Below are 19,404 nucleotides of genomic sequence, written 5' to 3'. Positions count from 1 at the left end.
GCGAAGCTTTATTACTTGCCCTTGGCCGTCATCACAGCTTCGGCGATATTCTTCGGTGCCTCGGCGTAGTGCTTGAATTCCATGGTGTACGTGGCGCGGCCTTGCGTGGCCGAGCGCAGCGCGGTCGAGTAACCGAACATTTCCGACAGCGGAACTTCGGCCTTGATGATCTTGCCGCCGCCAACCATGTCGTCCATGCCCTGCACGATGCCGCGGCGGGACGACAGATCGCCCATCACGGTACCCGTGTAGTCTTCCGGCGTTTCCACTTCCACGGCCATCATCGGCTCCAGCAGAACCGGGCTGGCCTTGCGCATGGCTTCCTTGAAAGCCATCGAGCCGGCCATGCGGAACGCGTTTTCGTTCGAGTCCACGTCGTGGTACGAACCGAACGTCAGCGTGACCTTCACGTCCACCACCGGGAAGCCAGCCAGGATACCGGCCGGCAGCGTGTCGACGATACCCTTCTCGACCGCCGGGATGTATTCGCGAGGAATCACACCGCCCTTGATGGCGTCGATGAACTCGAAGCCCTTGCCCGGCTCTTGCGGTTCCAGCGTGATCACGGCGTGGCCATACTGGCCGCGGCCGCCCGACTGCTTGACGAACTTGCCTTCGACGTCCTCGGCCTTCTTGCGAATGGTTTCGCGGTAGGCCACCTGCGGCGCGCCGATGTTGGCTTCCACGCCGAATTCGCGCTTCATGCGGTCGACCAGAATTTCCAGATGGAGCTCGCCCATGCCCGAAATGATGGTCTGGCCCGATTCTTCATCGGTACGCACGCGGAACGACGGATCTTCGGCGGCCAGGCGGTTCAGGGCGATACCCATCTTTTCCTGGTCAGCCTTGGTCTTCGGCTCGACAGCCTGCGAGATCACCGGCTCCGGGAACACCATGCGCTCGAGCACGATCGGGGCAGCCGGATCGCACAGCGTGTCGCCGGTGGTCGCGTCCTTCAGGCCCACGGCAGCGGCGATGTCGCCGGCCAGCACTTCCTTGATTTCTTCGCGCTGGTTGGCGTGCATCTGCAGAATACGGCCCAGACGCTCCTTCTTCTGCTTCACCGGGTTGTACACGGTGTCGCCCGAATTGATCTTGCCCGAGTAGACGCGGAAGAAGATCAGCTGGCCGACGAACGGGTCGGTCATGATCTTGAATGCCAGCGCCGAGAACTTCTCGTTGTCGTCGGCCTTGCGCTCGAGCTTCTTCTCGTCGTCGCTTTCGTCCACGCCCTTGACCGGCGGAATGTCCACCGGCGACGGCAGGAAGTCGATCACGGCGTCCAGCATACGCTGCACGCCCTTGTTCTTGAACGCGGTGCCGCACAGCATCGGCTGGATTTCGCAGGCGATGGTACGGTCACGCAGCGCCTTGACGATCTCGGCGCGGGTCAGCTCTTCGCCGCCCAGGTACTTTTCCATCAGCTCTTCGCTGGCTTCGGCGGCGGACTCGACCATCTTCTCGCGCCATTCGTCAGCGACGGCCTGCAGTTCGCCCGGGATGTCCTGGTATTCGAACTTCACGCCCTGGCTGGCTTCGTCCCAGATGATCGCCTTCATTTCCAGCAGGTCGATCACGCCCTGGAAGCCGTCTTCAGCGCCGATAGGCACCACGACGGGCACCGGGTTGGCCTTCAGGCGGGTCTTCAGCTGGTCGTAAACCTTGAAGAAGTTCGCGCCGGTACGGTCCATCTTGTTGACGAACGCCAGACGCGGCACGCCGTACTTGTTGGCCTGACGCCAGACGGTTTCCGACTGGGGCTGCACGCCACCCACTGCGCAGTACACCATGCAGGCGCCATCCAGCACGCGCATGGAACGCTCCACCTCGATGGTGAAGTCCACGTGCCCCGGGGTGTCGATGATGTTGAAGCGGTGCTCGGGATAGTTGCCGCCCATGCCCTTCCAGAAGGCGGTGGTAGCAGCGGAGGTAATCGTGATGCCACGCTCCTGCTCCTGCTCCATCCAGTCCATGGTGGCCGCGCCATCATGCACTTCACCGATCTTGTGGTTCACACCGGTGTAGAACAGGATCCGCTCGGTCGTGGTGGTTTTACCCGCGTCAATGTGAGCCGAAATACCGATGTTACGGTAACGCTCAATGGGAGTCTTACGAGCCACTTTAATCCTCTATTCGTCCATGAGGCGCAGAAATCTCATGGTCTGCGCCTTTAACACAAACGGGCGAGATGTGTGAAAACACAGCCCGCCCGGCAACCAACAGCGTTTTTCGCGCGCTTTAGAAGCGGAAGTGCGAGAACGCCTTGTTGGCTTCGGCCATGCGGTGTACTTCGTCGCGCTTCTTCATTGCGCCGCCGCGGCCTTCTGCAGCTTCCATCAGCTCACCTGCCAGGCGCAGCGCCATCGACTTCTCGCTGCGTTTTTTCGCGGCCTCGCGCAGCCAACGCATCGCCAATGCCAAACGACGCGACGGACGGACTTCGACCGGAACCTGATAGTTGGCGCCGCCCACGCGACGGCTCTTCACTTCCACCACCGGCTTCACGTTGTTGATGGCAACGGAGAACACTTCGATGGGGGCCTTGCCTGCCTTCTTTTCGATCTGGTCGAACGCGCCGTACACGATACGTTCGGCAACCGACTTCTTGCCGTCCAGCATCAGCACGTTCATGAACTTGGCAACTTCAACGTTACCGAACTTCGGATCAGGCAAAACGTCCCGCTTGGGGACTTCACGACGACGTGGCATCTTCTTTCCTTAAGATTCAGTTGAGAGGCGGTCTGAATAATCGCGCTCTCCGGCCACCAACTAGCTTGCCAGCACGACTGGCTGGACAAATTCGCCGGGTGACCACTTACTCGACGGCACGGCGCACAAAAAACGCTCCGTTGTACCGCCGCCTGGTGACAGCTCCATGACGCCCTGTCATGGCTGTCGGATATTGCTTTGCGTAAAAGCTTAGGCAGCCTTCGGACGCTTCGCACCGTACTTCGAACGGGCCTGCTTGCGGTCCTTCACGCCTTGCAGATCCAGCGAACCACGGACGATGTGGTAACGCACACCCGGCAGATCCTTCACACGGCCGCCGCGGATCAGCACGACCGAGTGTTCCTGCAGGTTGTGGCCTTCACCGCCGATATACGAAATGACTTCGAAACCGTTGGTCAGGCGCACCTTGGCAACCTTACGCAGTGCCGAGTTCGGCTTCTTCGGCGTCGTGGTGTACACACGGGTGCACACGCCGCGACGCTGGGGGCAGTTCTCAAGCGCCGGGCTCTTGCTCTTGACGACTTCAGAGACGCGCGGCTTGCGAACCAGTTGGTTGATAGTTGGCATTGTTCAATCCAGCTTGGTTTTACAAAAACACCCCTTCGCCAGGCTCTGACCAAGGGGCAACTACGGGTTTTGGACGGGAAAGGTGAGCGGACGCTCTGAAGGAAGGGCTGTGAAGTGACAGACTTGCCAAAGAGCGCGAGCTCGCCCGGATCCCGCTGCCGCCTGCCTGGTTGCGCCGCTGAGGGCACAATTCCGAGGGACGTGCGAAATCCAAAGCCAAAAACTCGAATCTGGCACTCTAGCAGGGGCGCTGGCAACGGTCAAGGGGTATACGCGACGTATACCTTGCATCCTCTGCGTCGCCCGGGCCGACCCGCCTGCTCAGCCGCCGCGCAGCGTTTCGAGGATTTCCTCGCCGTAACGCTCGAGCTTGGATGCACCGATTCCGGGCACCTCCGCCAGTTCATCGAGCGATTCCGGCGCGCTGCGCGCCAGCTCGGCCAGCGTGGCGTCGTGGAAAATCACATAGGCCGGCACGCCGTGCGATTTGGCGGTGGCCGTGCGCCAGGCCCGCAGCGCCTCCCAGTTGGACAGCGTGTCGGCATCCATCGTGGCCGTGTGATCGGTACGCGGGCCGCCGCGCCCCGCCCGTTCGCCGGACTTGCCCGGCTTGCTGACCTGCCGGCGCAGCGTGACCGACTGCTCGCCCTTGAGCACGGCCCGCGCCGGATCGCCCAGCAGCAGCGCGCCATGGCCGCCGTGATCGATCACCAGCAGGCCGTGGGCAATCAACTGGCGGAAGATGGCATGCCATTCGGCCACCGACAGATCCTTGCCGATGCCGAACGTCGACACCTTGTCGTGGCCCCACTGCCGGATCTTCTCGCTGGCATTGCCGCGCAGCACGTCGATCAGGTGGGTCGCGCCAAAATGCACGCGGCTGGCCTGCGCCGTGCGGTACACGCAGGACAGCGCCATCTGCGCCTCGCGTGTGCCGTCCCAGGTGGCGGGCGGCTCCAGGCAGGTATCGCAGTTGCCGCAAGGGCCCGCCGATTCTTCAAAATAGGCCAGAATCCGCACGCGCCGGCAGCCCGCCGTTTCGCACAGTCCCAGCAGCGCGTCGAGCTTGGACGACGACACGCGCTTGTGCGCGTCGTCGGCCTCCGACTCGTCGATCATGCGCTTCTGCTGGACGACATCGCCAAGCCCGTAGGCCATCCAGGCATTCGCCGGCAGGCCGTCGCGGCCGGCGCGCCCGGTTTCCTGGTAGTAGCCTTCCATGCTCTTGGGCAGATCCAGATGCGCCACGAACCGCACATCGGGCTTGTCGATGCCCATGCCGAAGGCAATGGTGGCCACCATCACGATGCCCTCTTCCTCGCGGAAGCGCGCCTGGTGATGCTGCCGCACCTGGGCATCCATGCCGGCGTGGTAGCCCAGCGCGTTGATGCCGTGACTGGCCAGCCATTGCGCGGTGTCTTCGACCTTCTTGCGCGACAGGCAATAGACAATGCCGCTGTCGTAGCCGCCGTCGCCGTTCATGTGCTCGGCCTTGATGAACGCCAGCAGCTGGTTCCGCGCGTTGTCCTTTTCGACGATGCGGTAGCGGATATTGGGACGATCGAAGCTGGAAATAAAGACACGCGCATCGTCGAGCGCCAGCCGCTCGATGATCTCGTTACGCGTCAGCGCGTCGGCCGTGGCGGTCAGCGCAATGCGCGGCACATTCGGGAATCGCTCGTGCAGCACAGACAGCTGGATATATTCCGGCCGGAAGTCGTGGCCCCATTGCGACACGCAATGCGCCTCGTCGATGGCGAACAAACCCACGCGCGTGCGATCCAGCAGATCCAGAAAGCGCGGCGTCATCAGCCGCTCGGGCGCCACATAGAGGATGTCCAGCCGCCCGGCCAGCAGGTCGCGCTCGACCGCCGAGGCCTCGCTGCTGCTCAGCGTGGAGTTCAGCACCGCGGCGCGCACGCCGGCTTCGGTCAGCGCCGCCACCTGGTCCTGCATCAGCGCGATCAGCGGCGACACCACGATGCCCACGCCCTGGCCGGCCTGCTGGCGCAGCAACGCCGGAATCTGATAGCAAAGCGACTTGCCACCGCCGGTCGGCATCAGCACCAGGCAATCGCCGCCGTCCGCCACATGGTCGATGATCTCCGCTTGCGTGCCACGGAATGCGTGGTAGCCGAAGACTTCTTTGAGGATCGCCAGGGCGCGCGACATGGGACAGCAGCAGATCGGAAAGCGGGAAAGGCGTAACCATACCACTCCATGCCCGATCGGACGGAATGTGTCTGCGCCGGTGTGGCACTGGCGCCAATCGCCACACGCGATTTGGCCGCGCCGCCGACAGTCTTGCGCCAGCACAAGCACCGTGCGGCACGCCGGTCATAGGATGGCAGGCGAGGTCCCCAACATCGCAACATGCAGCGCCATTCCTTTTCCCTGCCCATCGAGATCCTGCGCGATGGATCGGAACCGTACAAGCGGCAGATCATGCGGCAGGTGGAACACATGATCCTGTCCGGCCGTCTGCAGCCGGACGATCGGCTACCGTCCATCGCCTGCCTGGTTGCCATGCTGCGCGTCTCGCGCAACACCGTGGTCGGCGCCTATGAAGGCCTGACCGACGCCGGCCTGCTGCGGGGCGAGCCGGGTCGCGGCTTCTATGTGGCGGAAGCGATTCCGCGCGCATCGCCGGCGCCACCGCCCGTCCCGGCCATGCCCGAAGCGCCAGCGGTGCCTCCCCGATCCTCGCAGGCGAGTGCCGGCATATCGCCGCCCGGCGTGCATGCCGCACCGCCTCGCTATCCCGTGACGTTCGATTTCAAGATCGGACGTCCCGCGCCGGATGCCTTTCCGACGCGCCGCTGGGCCATGTTGTCGAACCCGCTGCTGCGCCAGATGCGGCACGCCATCAGCGAATATCCGCCGGCGGAGGGCCTCTGGGGCCTGCGCATGCAGATCGCCGACTTCCTTGCCGCGACGCGTGCGCTGGCCGTCGATCCGACGCAGATCCTGATCGTCGCCGGAGTCCAGGAGGCACTGCACCTGCTTGCCGCGCAACTCGTCCACCATGGTGACCGCGTCGTGGTGGAATCGCCCGGCTATGCGGGCTTCTGCAATTTGCCCCACCTCCGGCACGCGGTACGCATCGCGGTACCTGTCGACGCGGACGGCCTGTGCACGCACGCGCTGCCGCATGGGCCGGTGCAACTGGCGTACACCACGCCGTCGCATCAGTATCCGCTCGGCTACACGATGTCGACGGACCGGCGCCGCGCGTTGCTGGATTGGGCCGCGCAAGTCGGCGCCTGCGTGATCGAGGACGACTACGACGGCGACTTCGCGTACGACAGCGCGCCGCCACCGCCGCTCATGGCGCTCGATCCATCGCGCGTGGTCTACGTCGGATCGTTCTCGAAGGTACTCGGGCCGGGCCTGCGACTCGGATTCATGGTGTGTCCGCCCTGGCTGACCGACGCCATCGCGCGTCGCAAGGCGCTGCTGAATCATGGATGTCCCTGGCTCGAGCAGGCCGTGCTGGCACGGCTGTTCGAGTATGGCGACTACAGCCGGCATCTGTACCGGCTGCGCCGCCGCTATCGCGAGCAACGCGATGCCCTGCTCTCCGGCTTGCGCGACATCTGGGGCGCCCACTGCCAGATCAGCGGCGCCGGCACCGGCATGCATGTGGCACTGCACTTGCCGCCCGGCACCCCGGACGCCACCAGTATCGCGAACCGCGCCCTGGCGCAAGGCGTGAGGCTCTACACCATGGAAGAAGCCGCCTGTGCCCACATTCCTGCAGCCGGCAACCGCGTGCTGCTGCTGGGCTACGCCTCGCAGAACGTTGCTCAGATCCGCGAGGCAATGTCCAGGGTAAAGCTGACGGTGGCCGGTTGCCACGCGCGACAACCGGCTTCCAGCACATCGGTCAGCCTGGCCGGGGATGCCTCAACGCGCCCCGGGCATCGTGCCGAAATGGCGTGACAACGCGTCGATGGCGGCGTCGTCCAGCGGCTCCGCCATCGGTCGCATCACGGCATCATCTCGCCGCGCGGCCTTGAAGTCGCGCAGTTGCTTGGCCAGGTATTCCGGCTTCTGCCCGGCAAGATTGGGATACAGGGCGACGCTACTGATGCCGTCGATCCCATGGCAAGACGCGCACAGCGGCAGGATGGCCGCCACCTGATCGGGCAGCTTCTGCGCTGCCGGCGCAGTCGGTGCGGACGGCGCCGCAGCTGTGGCAGGCGTCGCCGCATGCACGCTCATGGCCGCCGTCATCAGGGCGAGCAGCGCGGCCGGCTTGTTCCATCGAGACTTGATCATGGCCACTCTCCTCAGTTCTTGCGCGTCGCCGGCAAACCCACCGAGATCCACTGCGTGCGCGCACGCGAGAAGATGCCGGCAGGGCTTTCCATCTTGTGTTCGGCCACCAGGGCAAGCGTCTTGCTGTCGTACACGCGCAGGCGATCGCCGTAGTAGCCGGCGCTGACGTACAGGTACTGGCCGTTCCGGGTGTATTCCGGGAAGAACGCATGGCCGCCGGCATCCAGCGTGCGCACGACTTCGAGCGACTGCTTGTCGATCAGCTGGATGTGCGCGGCCTTCTTGTCCTTCGAGACGATGTCCACGGCCACGTAGGGTGCGTCGGGATGCGCGGCTGGCGATTCCGTTGGGCCATCCACCTTGATGTTCTTCACCACCGAGAAGTCGCTCGTGTCCCACACCGTCACGACATCGCCCTTGTCGCATTTGCCGATATTCGTGCCGAACGCCAGCATCCGGCCACCCACCGGGGTCACGGCTCCGGAGCCCACATGGGGCTGGCAGCCCGCCGGAATATCGCGCGCCACCTTGTTTTCCTTGAGGTCGATGGCCACGATCTTGTTGTCGCCGTAGGACGCCACCATCGAGTAGCGCCCATCTGGCGTCAGGAATGTGTCGTGCAGCATGCGGCCCACGCCTTCCAGCTTCGTCACCGGCATGCCTTCGCGGTCCGGATCGACGATCCAGATCTGGCCCGCCTGACGCAGCGTCAGCGCAAACTTGTTATTGATGCGGCTGCCGATGACCGGGCCACCCGCCGACTGGATGAACTTGCCGTCGGGGTCCTTGCCTTCGAGCCGCAGGTACTTCACGGGCTCCAGCGTGTCCGCCTTCAGAATCACCACCAGGTTCGGCACGAAAGAACTGGCCGCCAGCCATTTGCCGTCCATGGACACGGCGATGCCCGGCCCGGTCAACCCTGTCTTGACCTTGCGCACGACCTTGAGCGAGTAGAGGTCGATCTTGTAGACGTGGCCGTCATCGCTCTTCAGCCAGGCCCATCGCTCGCTGACGGGGCTGAACTCCATGATGTGCGGTGCGATCGGCGTAGCAATTTCGCCAACTACCTGGTTGGTCGTGCCATCCAGGAAGACCGTCTTCGCGTTGTCGCTGCCCGTACCGCGCCCGTAGCGCCCGCGCGCCATGACCACCATCAGGTCATAGACCGAGCCGATCTGATATGTGGGCTTCGACGGGAGCGTGGATTCATCCACCAGCACTTCGAGGCTGTCGCGAATCTGCTGCATCGACCATTCCGGCTTGCCCACGGGCTGGGTCCGGATGTACTCGGCCACCAGCCGGATGTCCTCATCGGACATGCGCGAATGGAACGGCGGCATCAGCGTATCGGGGATGCCGGTCATGATCGCGCCCCGCAGCGCGGCATCGCTTTGCACCAGCCGGTCCTTGTGCAGCGCGGGCCCGACGTAGCCGCCCCGGCTGGCGGAATGGCAGACCGCGCAATTGGCCTGGTAAAGGTCGTCAGCGCGTTTCAGCGCGTCTGCCGTCATGGCGTACAACGCGCCAGACACACTGGCGAGCATGGCGGCAACAAAAGTCCTGGCAAGCATCGTCCGGATCCTCCGTGGGTAGTTTGAGTAGTAACGATGCGATCAATGTGCCATCGCGTTTCCTCCACGCCTGGGGGATGCAACGGGAATTCCGATGGGTACGGTTTCGCCGATGTCGCGGATCGGCATCATTCCCCGGACTTACGCCCGAGCAATCCTGAAGAATTTGCGATAGCGCAAGCGCGGGTCTGCCGACGCGGACTACGATCCCACGATCTACGCCCGTGCCATTTGTATGCCCGCCCTGAATCCCCCGTCCCTTTCGCCCTGTTCCGCACCTGCCAGCCGCGAAACACTGTTCGTCAGCGGCAGCGATCTGTTCGCGCTCGGCCACTACCCCGGCCACCCGGTGTACCCCGGGGCGCTCATGCTTGACCGGATGCTGACGATGGCCGCCAACCTAGCAGGCGCCACGCTGGGCCAGGCCGCCCACGCCGCTTCCGTCCAGCGCGTGCAGTATCTGGGGGCGGTTGTGCCCGGCGACGTGGTGGTGCTGGAAGTCACGATCCCGTCGCGCGCCGGTGACGACCTGACGTGCGAGGCCGTTGCCAGCGTGGCGGGCGATGCGCGCGTCCGGGCGACCATCGTGTGCCGTATCGGCACGCTCGATGCGACGCCGGCCGCCGTGCCGCCGGTAGGCACGGTTGCACCGGCGCTGACGCACCAGCAGATCGCGAGCCTGCTGCCGCATCGCCATCCGTTCCTGCTGCTCGACACCGTGGCAACCTATCGGCCGGGCGAGCACATCCTGGCCACCAAGGTCGTCAACCGCGAATCGCCAATACTCGGACGCCAGCCACCCACGGCATATCCCGCGACGTTGGCCATCGAGTCATTCGGGCAAGCCGGCGTCACGCTGTTCTATCTGGGTCAGACACCCGACACCCCGACGCACGCATTGGTGGGGTTGATGCGCGATGTCACGCTGCATCGGCCTATCCCTTACGACACGGTCCTGACGCTAGACGTCAGGATCGACCGACTGCGGTCGAACATGGTGGTGTTCGGAGGGCGCATCCTGATCGCCGATGAACCGGTGATCGACGTGGGCAGTCTGGTGGTCATGATCGCGCCGGCATCTTCGGCGGATGCCTGACGCGTGGATACGCAGATGCGGTGGCCTTACTGAAGGCCACCAGGCAGCGGGATGCCCCGCCCGGACAGCGGATGGGGATCGACGGGACGAGGCATGGCGGCCGGCGATGTGTCTCGACGCACGGCGTCGATTTGCTGCTGCCGCGCCTGCTGCTCAAGCATGGCGCACAGATTCGCATTGCCCTTGCCGGCGGCGCAATCGTGCTGCTGCGTGAAGCGCAGTTGGCGCTCGTCTTCCATGGTTTGTGGCGGATTTAGGGGCAGGTCCAACGGAAACGCATGGGCCACCGACGCCGTGGCGATCATGGCACCGCATGCGGCCGCGTTCAGCAGGCGACAAATCCAACGTGCAGGCATCTGTAGCGTCATGATCGAAGCGCTGCCGGGCGAGCGGAATGAAAGATTCCACACCGTATCGCTGCTTCCGATCTGCTGGTTTGATCCATACCAAGCGATCGAACCGATCGGCGCGAGACGAAAAAAAACCCGGCTCGATCGAGCCGGGTTCTTCATTGCTGCGTAACTGCGAGGATCGCGATCAGACTGCGTCGCCGTCGCCCTCGGTGGCTTGCACCACCGGCGGCTCGATGAAGAGCGATTGCTCTTCGTCGCTGATCGCCTGGGCGCGTTCGCGCTCGGCTGCCTCGCGTGCCTTGCGGGCACGGTGGTAGGCCAGGCCGGTACCGGCCGGGATCAGACGACCCACGATCACGTTTTCCTTCAGACCACGCAGGTCGTCGGTCTTGCCCATGATCGCGGCTTCGGTCAGCACGCGCGTCGTTTCCTGGAACGATGCCGCCGAGATGAAGCTGTCGGTCGACAGCGACGCCTTGGTAATACCCAGCAGCAGGTTCTCGTGGATGGCCGGACGCTTGCCCTCGGCGATCACGCGATCGTTTTCGTCCAGCAGTTCCGAACGCTCCACCTGTTCACCCGGGATGAACTTGGTATCGCCCACGTCCTGGATCTGCACGCGGCGCAGCATCTGACGAACAATCACTTCGATGTGCTTGTCGTTGATCTTCACGCCCTGCAGACGGTACACGTCCTGCACTTCGTCCACGATGTAGTGCGCCAGCTCTTCGATGCCCTTCAGGCGCAGGATGTCGTGCGGGTCCGCCGGACCTTCCACGATCATTTCGCCCTTGTTCACCACCTGGCCGTCGTGCACCAGCACCTGCTTTTCCTTCGCGATCAGGAACTCGTGGGCGTTGCCGTCCAGGTCCGTGATCACCAGGCGCTGCTTGCCCTTCGTGTCCTTGCCGAACGACACCGTACCGGTGACTTCCGCCAGCACGGCGGCGTCCTTCGGCGAACGGGCTTCGAACAGCTCGGCCACTCGCGGCAGACCACCGGTAATGTCACGGGTCTTCTGCGATTCGGTCGGGATACGTGCCAGCACTTCACCCACGTGCACCTGCTGACCATCCTTCACGGTAATCAGCGCGCCCACCTGGAAGCCGATGGTCACGGAGTGGTCCGTGCCCGGAATCTTGACTTCCTGGTTGTTCGCGTCGAGCAGCTTCACCTGCGGGCGCAGGCCCTTGGTGGCAGCCGTACGGCGCTTGGCGTCGATCACCACGAGGGTCGACAGGCCCGTGACTTCGTCCATCTGCTTGGCAACGGTCACGCCTTCTTCCACGTTCTCGAACTTGATCGTGCCCGAGTATTCGGAAACGATCGGACGAGTCAGTGCGTCCCAAGTGGCCAGCTGCGTACCGGCCTTGATGGCCTGGCCGTCCTGCACCAGCAGCGTGGCGCCGTACGGGATCTTGTGGCGCTCGCGCTCGCGGCCGTGGTCGTCCGTGATCAGTGCCTCGCCCGAACGCGAGATCACGATCAGTTCGCCCTTGGCGTTCGTCACGTAGCGCATGGTCGCCGTGAAGCGCACCGTACCGGTGGCCTTGGCTTCCACGCTCGATGCCACTGCCGCACGCGATGCCGCACCACCGATGTGGAACGTACGCATGGTCAGCTGGGTACCCGGCTCGCCAATCGACTGTGCAGCGATCACGCCCACCGCTTCGCCCGAGTTCACCAGCACGCCGCGGCCCAGGTCGCGGCCGTAGCACTTGGCGCACAGGCCGTAGCGCGTGTCGCACGACAGCGGCGTGCGGACCTTGACTTCGTCCACGCCGATGTTGTCGATCAGCTCGACCAGGTCTTCGTCCAGCAGCGTGCCGTTTTCGATCGCGGTTTCCTGGGTTTCAGGGTTCACCACGTCACCCACCGTCACACGGCCCAGAATACGGTCGCGCAGGGCTTCGATCACTTCACCGCCTTCGACCAGGGCCTTCATGGCCACGCCGTTGGTCGTGCCGCAATCGTCTTCCACCACGACCAGATCCTGCGTCACGTCGACCAGACGACGGGTCAGGTAACCCGAGTTTGCGGTCTTCAGTGCCGTATCGGCCAGGCCCTTACGCGCGCCGTGGGTCGAGATGAAGTACTGCAGAACGTTCAGGCCTTCACGGAAGTTCGCCGTAATCGGCGTTTCGATGATCGAGCCATCCGGCTTGGCCATCAGGCCACGCATACCTGCCAGCTGACGAATCTGGGCCGCGCTACCGCGAGCACCCGAGTCCGCCATCATGTAGATCGAGTTGAACGATTCCTGCTTGACGGTATTGCCGTTGCGATCGACCGTATCTTCGTGCTGGAGCTGCTCCATCATCGCCTTGCCCACCTGGTCGCCAGCGGCACCCCAGATGTCCACGACGTTGTTGTAACGCTCCTGGTCCGTCACCAGACCCGACATGTACTGCTTGTCGTATTCCTTCACCTTGGCGGCCGCGTCGGAGATGATCTTCTCCTTCTGCGGCGGCACCAGCATGTCGTCGATGGCGATCGAGATACCGGCGCGCGTTGCCAGGCGGAAGCCCGACTGCAGCAGCTTGTCGGCGAAGATCACGGTCTCGCGCAGACCGCACTTGCGGAATGCCGTGTTGATCAGGCGCGAGATTTCCTTCTTCTTCAGCGGCTTGTTCAGCACCGAGAACGGCAGGCCCTTCGGGAGGATCTCGGACAGGATCGCGCGGCCGACCGTGGTGGCCTGCAGCGTGATCTTGGGTGCGAAACGTGCGTCGCCGTCGGCGTCCTTGTTCACCACTTCATACTCGGTGATACGGACGTTCACGCGCGATGCGAGCTCGACTTCCTTGTTTTCGTAGGCACGGATGACTTCGCTGATGTCAGCAAACGTCATGCCTTCGCCCTTGCCGTTGATCTTGTCGCGGGTCGTGTAGTACAGACCCAGCACAACGTCCTGCGACGGCACGATCGACGGATCGCCGTTGGCCGGGAACAGCACGTTGTTCGACGCCAGCATCAGCGTGCGGGCTTCCATCTGGGCTTCCAGCGACAGCGGCACGTGAACGGCCATCTGGTCACCGTCGAAGTCGGCGTTGAATGCCGCGCAGACCAGCGGGTGCAGCTGGATGGCCTTGCCTTCGATCAGCACCGGCTCGAACGCCTGGATACCCAGGCGGTGCAGCGTCGGCGCGCGGTTCAGCATCACCGGGTGCTCGCGGATCACCTCTTCGAGGATGTCCCACACCACCGGCGTCTGGCTTTCCACTTCCTTCTTCGCCGCCTTGATGGTGGTGGCGATGCCCATCGTTTCCAGCTTGTGGAAGATGAACGGCTTGAACAGCTCCAGCGCCATCAGCTTGGGCAGACCGCACTGATGCAGCTTCAGCGTCGGGCCCACCACGATGACCGAACGGCCCGAGTAGTCCACGCGCTTGCCCAGCAGGTTCTGACGGAAACGACCGCCCTTACCCTTGATCATCTCGGCCAGCGACTTCAGCGGACGCTTGTTGGCGCCCGTCATCGCCTTGCCGCGACGGCCGTTGTCCAGCAGCGAGTCGACGGCTTCCTGCAGCATGCGCTTTTCGTTGCGCACGATGATTTCAGGGGCCTTCAGCTCCAGCAGGCGCTTCAGACGGTTGTTACGGTTGATGACGCGGCGATACAGGTCGTTCAGGTCCGACGTGGCGAAACGGCCACCATCGAGCGGCACCAGCGGACGCAGTTCGGGCGGCAGCACCGGCAGCACTTCCAGAATCATCCACTCGGGCTTGATGCCCGAACGCTGGAACGCCTCCAGCACCTTCAGGCGCTTGGCGAACTTCTTGATCTTGGCTTCGGAACCGGTGGCCTGCAGCTCGGCGCGGATCTGTTCGATCTGCTTCTCGATGTCGATGCCGCGCAGCAGTTCACGGATGCCCTCGGCACCCATCATGGCCACAAACTCGCCCTCGCCGTACTCGTCGCACTTGGCCAGGTAGTCGTCTTCCGACATGATCTGGCTCTTCTTGAGCGGGGTCATGCCGGGTTCCAGCACCACGAACGCTTCGAAATACAGCACGCGCTCGATGTCGCGCAGCGTCATGTCGAGCACCATGCCCAGACGCGACGGCAGCGACTTCAGGAACCAGATGTGCGCGGTCGGCGCGGCCAGTTCGATGTGGCCCATGCGCTCGCGGCGCACCTTGGCCAGCGTCACTTCGACGCCGCACTTCTCGCAGATCACGCCACGGTGCTTCAGGCGCTTGTACTTGCCGCACAGGCACTCGTAGTCCTTGATCGGGCCAAAGATCTTGGCGCAGAACAGACCATCGCGTTCCGGCTTGAACGTACGGTAGTTGATCGTTTCCGGCTTCTTCACTTCGCCGTACGACCACGAACGGATCTTCTCCGGCGAGGCCAGACCGATCTTGATCGCGTCGAACTGCTCTTCCTGCTGAACCTGCTTAAAGAGATCGAGCAATGCTTTCATTGCAACTCCTTGTTTCGCCGCCGGTCCGGAGTCTGTCCGGAGCGGCGGCATTCAATCCTGTGGGAAACCTGCGCTGGTGGGTGCCCGCCGTGGCCGGCACCCGCATCAATCGGCGAATCAGTAGCGATCCAGATCGATGTCGATACCCAGCGAGCGGATTTCCTTCACCAGCACGTTGAACGATTCCGGCATGCCGGCATCGATCGAGTGCTCGCCCTTGACGATGTTTTCGTACACCTTGGTACGGCCGTTCACGTCATCGGACTTGACCGTCAGCATTTCCTGCAGCACGTACGATGCGCCGTAGGCTTCCAGTGCCCACACTTCCATCTCACCGAAACGCTGGCCACCGAACTGGGCCTTACCGCCCAGCGGCTGCTGCGTCACCAGCGAGTACGGGCCGGTGGAACGGGCGTGCATCTTGTCGTCCACCAGGTGATGCAGCTTCAGCATGTGCATCACACCCAGCGTGACCGGACGCTCGAACGCTTCGCCGGTGCGGCCGTCGTACAGCGTGACCTGCTGCTTCGATGCCGTGAGGCCCTTCTCCCGGGCGATCTCGTCCGGGTAGGCCAGGTCCAGCATGCGGCGGATTTCGGCCTCGTGCGCACCATCGAACACCGGCGTGGCGAACGGCACACCCTTTTTCAGGTTGCCTGCCAGCTCCAGCACTTCGGCATCGCTCAGGCTGTCCAGGTCTTCCGCCTTGCCGCTCTCGTTGTAGATCTGCGCGAGCAGCGGACGGAGTTCCTGCGCCTTGGCCGACGCCTTGAGCATGTCGCCGATGCGCTGGCCCAGACCGCGCGCGGCCCAGCCCAGGTGGGTTTCCAGAATCTGGCCCACGTTCATCCGCGACGGCACGCCCAGCGGGTTCAGCACGATGTCCGCCGGCGTACCGTCGGCCATGTACGGCATGTCTTCGATCGGGACGATCTTCGACACGACACCCTTGTTACCGTGACGGCCGGCCATCTTGTCGCCAGGCTGCAGGCGGCGCTTGACGGCCAGATACACCTTGACCATCTTGATCACGCCCGGCGGCAGTTCGTCGCCCTGCGTCAGCTTCTTGCGCTTCTCTTCGAAAGCCAGGTCGAACTCGTGACGCTTCTGCTCGATGGCTTCCTTCACGGCTTCCAGCTGGGCAGCCACTTCCTCGTCGGCCGGACGGATGTCGAACCAGTGGTACTTGTCCAGGTCGGCCAGGTACTCGCGGGTCAGCTTGGCGCCCTTGGCCAGCTTCTTCGGACCGCCGTTGACGGTCTTGTCGAGCAGCAGGCGCTCCAGACGCTGGAAGGCATCGCCTTCCACGATACGCAGCTGGTCGTTCAGGTCCAGGCGGTAACGCTTCAGTTCGTCGTCGATGATCGACTGGGCGCGCTTGTCGCGCGTCACGCCTTCACGCGTGAAGACCTGCACGTCGATCACGATACCGCTCATGCCCGACGGCACGCGCAGCGACGTGTCCTTCACGTCCGAAGCCTTCTCGCCGAAGATCGCGCGCAGCAGCTTCTCTTCCGGCGTCAGCTGGGTCTCGCCCTTCGGCGTGACCTTGCCCACCAGCACGTCGCCGGCTTCCACTTCGGCGCCGATGTACGTGATGCCCGACTCGTCCAGACGCGCCAGTTGCGCTTCGGCCAGGTTCGAGATGTCGCGCGTGATTTCTTCCGGTCCGAGCTTCGTGTCGCGGGCCACGACCGACAGTTCCTCGATGTGGATCGAGGTGTAGCGGTCTTCGGCAACCACACGCTCCGAGATCAGGATCGAATCCTCGAAGTTGTAGCCGTTCCACGGCATGAACGCCACCAGCATGTTCTGGCCCAGTGCCAGCTCGCCCAGGTCGGTCGAGGCGCCGTCAGCGATCACGTCGCCGCGGGCAACGATATCGCCAACCTTCACCATCGGACGCTGGTTGATGTTGGTGTTCTGGTTCGAACGCGTGTACTTGATCAGGTTGTAGATGTCCACGCCAACTTCGCCGGCCACGGCTTCGTCGTCGTTCACGCGAATCACCACACGCATGGCGTCGACGTAGTCCACCACGCCGCCACGCATCGCCTGCACGGCCGTACCCGAGTCAACGGCCACGGTGCGCTCGATGCCGGTACCCACCAGCGGCTTGTCCGGACGCAGGCAAGGCACGGCCTGACGCTGCATGTTCGCGCCCATCAGTGCACGGTTCGCGTCATCGTGTTCCAGGAACGGCACCAGCGATGCGGCGGCCGACACGATCTGCGACGGCGCCACGTCGATGTACTGCACGCGGTCCGGCGTGACCATACGCGTTTCACGCTCGGAACCTTCACGCGCCGACACCAGTTCGTCGGTCAGGTTGCCGTCGGCGTCAACGGTCGCGTTGGCCTGCGCCACCACGTACTTGCCTTCCTCGATGGCCGACAGGTAATCCACCTGGTCGGTCAGCTTGCTGTTTTCCACCTTGCGGTACGGCGTTTCCAGGAAGCCGTATTCGTTCAGGCGGGCATACAGTGCCAGCGAGTTGATCAGACCGATGTTCGGGCCTTCCGGCGTTTCGATCGGGCACACGCGGCCATAGTGGGTCGGGTGCACGTCACGGACTTCAAAGCCGGCGCGCTCGCGCGTCAGACCGCCCGGGCCAAGGGCCGAAACACGGCGCTTGTGGGTGATTTCCGACAGCGGGTTGGTCTGGTCCATGAACTGCGACAGCTGCGACGAACCGAAGAACTCGCGAATCGCCGACGAAATCGGCTTCGAGTTGATCAGGTCGTGCGGCATCAGGTTCTCGGTCTCGGCCTGGCCCAGACGTTCCTTGACGGCGCGCTCCACGCGCGACAGGCCAGCGCGGAACTGGTTCTCGGCCAGCTCGCCGACGCAACGCACGCGACGATTGCCCAGGTGGTCGATATCATCGACTTCGCCCTTGCCGTTACGCAGGTTCACCAGGATCTTGATCGTCTCGAGGATGTCCTCGTCCTGCAGCACCATGCTGCCCTCGCCGCTCGGGCGCGACAGACGGCTGTTGACCTTCATGCGGCCAACGCGCGACAGGTCGTACGACTCTTCGCTGTAGAACAGGCGCTGGAACAGGGCTTCCACGGCGTCCTCGGTGGGCGGCTCGCCCGGACGCATCATGCGGTAGATGGCAATACGCGCGGCCGTCTGGTCGGCGGTATCGTCCACGCGCAGCGTCTGCGAGATGTACGGACCCTGGTCGAGATCGTTCGTGTACAGCGTCTGGATCTGCTTGACACCGGCTTCGCGCAGGTTTTCCAGCAGCGTCTCGGTCAGCTCGTCGTTGGCGTTGGCAATCACCTCGCCGGTATCCGGGTCGATGATGTTCTTGGCCAGCACGCGGCCCAGCAGGTAGTCCTCGGGCACGCTGATCAGCTTGGTGCCGGCGGAATCCAGGTCACGGATGTGCTTGGCGTTGATACGCTTGTCCTTCTCCACGACGACGCGGCCGTTCTTGTCGGCGATGTCGAAGCGCGCGACTTCACCGCGCAGACGCTCGGGCACGAACTCGAGTTGCGCGCCTTCGCCCTGCAGCGTGAAGTTGTCGAACACGAAGAAGTGCGCCAGGATCTGTTCCGGCGTCAGGCCGATCGACTTCAGCAGGATCGTCACCGGCATCTTGCGGCGGCGGTCGACGCGGAAGTACAGGATGTCCTTCGGATCGAATTCGAAGTCGAGCCACGAGCCGCGGTACGGGATGATCCGTGCCGAGAACAGCAGCTTGCCCGAGCTGTGCGTCTTGCCCTTGTCGTGCTCGAAGAACACGCCCGGCGAGCGGTGCAGCTGGCTAACGATGACACGCTCGGTACCGTTAATCACGAAAGAACCGGTCGACGTCATGAGCGGAATTTCGCCCATGTAGACTTCCTGCTCCTTCACTTCCTTCACCTTGCCCGGATTTTCGCGATCGTTGATGATCAGGCGAACCTTGGCACGCAGCGCCGAGTGGAACGTCAGGCCACGCTGCTGGCATTCCTTGACGTCGAACGGCGGGTTGGACAGGTGATACGAGACAAACTCCATACGGGCAAGCCCGTTATGGGAGGAGATTGGGAAAATCGCGTTGAAAGCGGCCTGCAGACCCTCGCTTTTGCGACGCGCGGTCGGCGTTTCCGCTTGCAAGAACTGGGTGTAGGATTCAATCTGTGTGGCAAGCAGGAATGGAACCTGATGAACCGTCGCGCGCTTCGCAAAGGATTTGCGAATGCGCTTCTTTTCGGTGAAGCTGTACGCCATGGGATCTCCGAATCATCGCAGGGCTGGCTGGACCTGGCCGGCACCTGAGGTGTTCAGCGACTGGGAGGGGATTTGGCGGTTGGCCGCTACCAACCTCTGGCTGACGGTGCCCGCACGCTGCGGACGGTGTGGTCATTGCACGGCGCAATGCCTGCA

At 63.6% G+C, this 19,404-nt stretch carries 11 protein-coding genes; 2 read left to right on the top strand and 9 right to left on the bottom strand.

The window, feature by feature from the left end:
• Positions 1-11: 11 nt before the first annotated feature.
• From fusA to recQ, 4 genes are all read right to left on the bottom strand, one after another.
• On the bottom strand, positions 12-2,120 hold the full coding sequence (gene fusA, locus AC24R4_RS17985; RefSeq protein WP_400393460.1) for an elongation factor G: 2,109 nt from the start codon (positions 2,118-2,120) through the stop codon (positions 12-14).
• Positions 2,121-2,238: 118 nt separating this feature from the next.
• The gene (gene rpsG / locus AC24R4_RS17980) at positions 2,239-2,709 is read right to left on the bottom strand and encodes a 30S ribosomal protein S7 (RefSeq protein WP_066734316.1); all 471 of its coding nucleotides are present in this window, start codon (positions 2,707-2,709) and stop codon (positions 2,239-2,241) included.
• A 210-nt stretch (positions 2,710-2,919) separates the two neighbouring features.
• On the bottom strand, positions 2,920-3,297 hold the full coding sequence (gene rpsL, locus AC24R4_RS17975; protein WP_010810460.1) for a 30S ribosomal protein S12: 378 nt from the start codon (positions 3,295-3,297) through the stop codon (positions 2,920-2,922).
• 321 nt (positions 3,298-3,618) lie between these two features.
• Complete coding sequence (recQ, locus tag AC24R4_RS17970; protein ID WP_487523441.1) at positions 3,619-5,469, bottom strand: DNA helicase RecQ; 1,851 nt, start codon at positions 5,467-5,469, stop codon at positions 3,619-3,621.
• A gap of 201 nt (positions 5,470-5,670) precedes the next feature.
• Here recQ and pdxR point away from each other — a divergent pair, with 201 nt between their 5' ends.
• Complete coding sequence (gene pdxR / locus AC24R4_RS17965) at positions 5,671-7,239, top strand: MocR-like pyridoxine biosynthesis transcription factor PdxR (protein WP_487523440.1); 1,569 nt, start codon at positions 5,671-5,673, stop codon at positions 7,237-7,239.
• On the opposite strand, the gene AC24R4_RS17960 is transcribed toward pdxR, so the two are convergent.
• Positions 7,204-7,578 carry a c-type cytochrome gene (locus tag AC24R4_RS17960; RefSeq protein WP_487523439.1) on the bottom strand — a complete coding sequence of 125 codons (375 nt, stop codon included), beginning with the start codon at positions 7,576-7,578 and terminating at the stop codon, positions 7,204-7,206. The two genes, pdxR and AC24R4_RS17960, sit on opposite strands and share 36 nt — an antisense overlap.
• 11 nt (positions 7,579-7,589) lie before the next feature.
• Positions 7,590-9,149, bottom strand: coding sequence for a cytochrome D1 domain-containing protein (locus tag AC24R4_RS17955; RefSeq protein ID WP_487523438.1), 1,560 nt, complete (start codon positions 9,147-9,149; stop codon positions 7,590-7,592).
• 235 nt (positions 9,150-9,384) lie between these two features.
• Between AC24R4_RS17955 and AC24R4_RS17950 the strand changes: the two genes are divergently transcribed.
• The gene (locus AC24R4_RS17950) at positions 9,385-10,245 is read left to right on the top strand and encodes a 3-hydroxyacyl-ACP dehydratase FabZ family protein (protein ID WP_487523437.1); all 861 of its coding nucleotides are present in this window, start codon (positions 9,385-9,387) and stop codon (positions 10,243-10,245) included.
• Between the two features lie 26 nt (positions 10,246-10,271).
• On the opposite strand, the gene AC24R4_RS17945 is transcribed toward AC24R4_RS17950, so the two are convergent.
• The 3 genes from AC24R4_RS17945 to rpoB form a co-directional block, all read right to left on the bottom strand.
• The gene (locus tag AC24R4_RS17945; RefSeq protein ID WP_487523436.1) at positions 10,272-10,757 is read right to left on the bottom strand and encodes a hypothetical protein; all 486 of its coding nucleotides are present in this window, start codon (positions 10,755-10,757) and stop codon (positions 10,272-10,274) included.
• 25 nt (positions 10,758-10,782) lie between these two features.
• Positions 10,783-15,024 (bottom strand): DNA-directed RNA polymerase subunit beta', encoded by a 4,242-nt coding sequence (gene rpoC, locus AC24R4_RS17940; protein ID WP_092603747.1) that lies wholly within the window; start codon positions 15,022-15,024, stop codon positions 10,783-10,785.
• 117 nt (positions 15,025-15,141) lie between these two features.
• Entirely contained in the window at positions 15,142-19,248 is a 4,107-nt protein-coding gene (gene rpoB / locus AC24R4_RS17935; protein WP_400392774.1) for a DNA-directed RNA polymerase subunit beta, read from the bottom strand.
• Between the last annotated feature and the right edge of the window lie 156 nt (positions 19,249-19,404).

It is taken from the genome of Cupriavidus sp. CER-90 (genome assembly GCF_057652055.1).
This window is presented reverse-complemented; position numbering and strand designations above follow the sequence as displayed.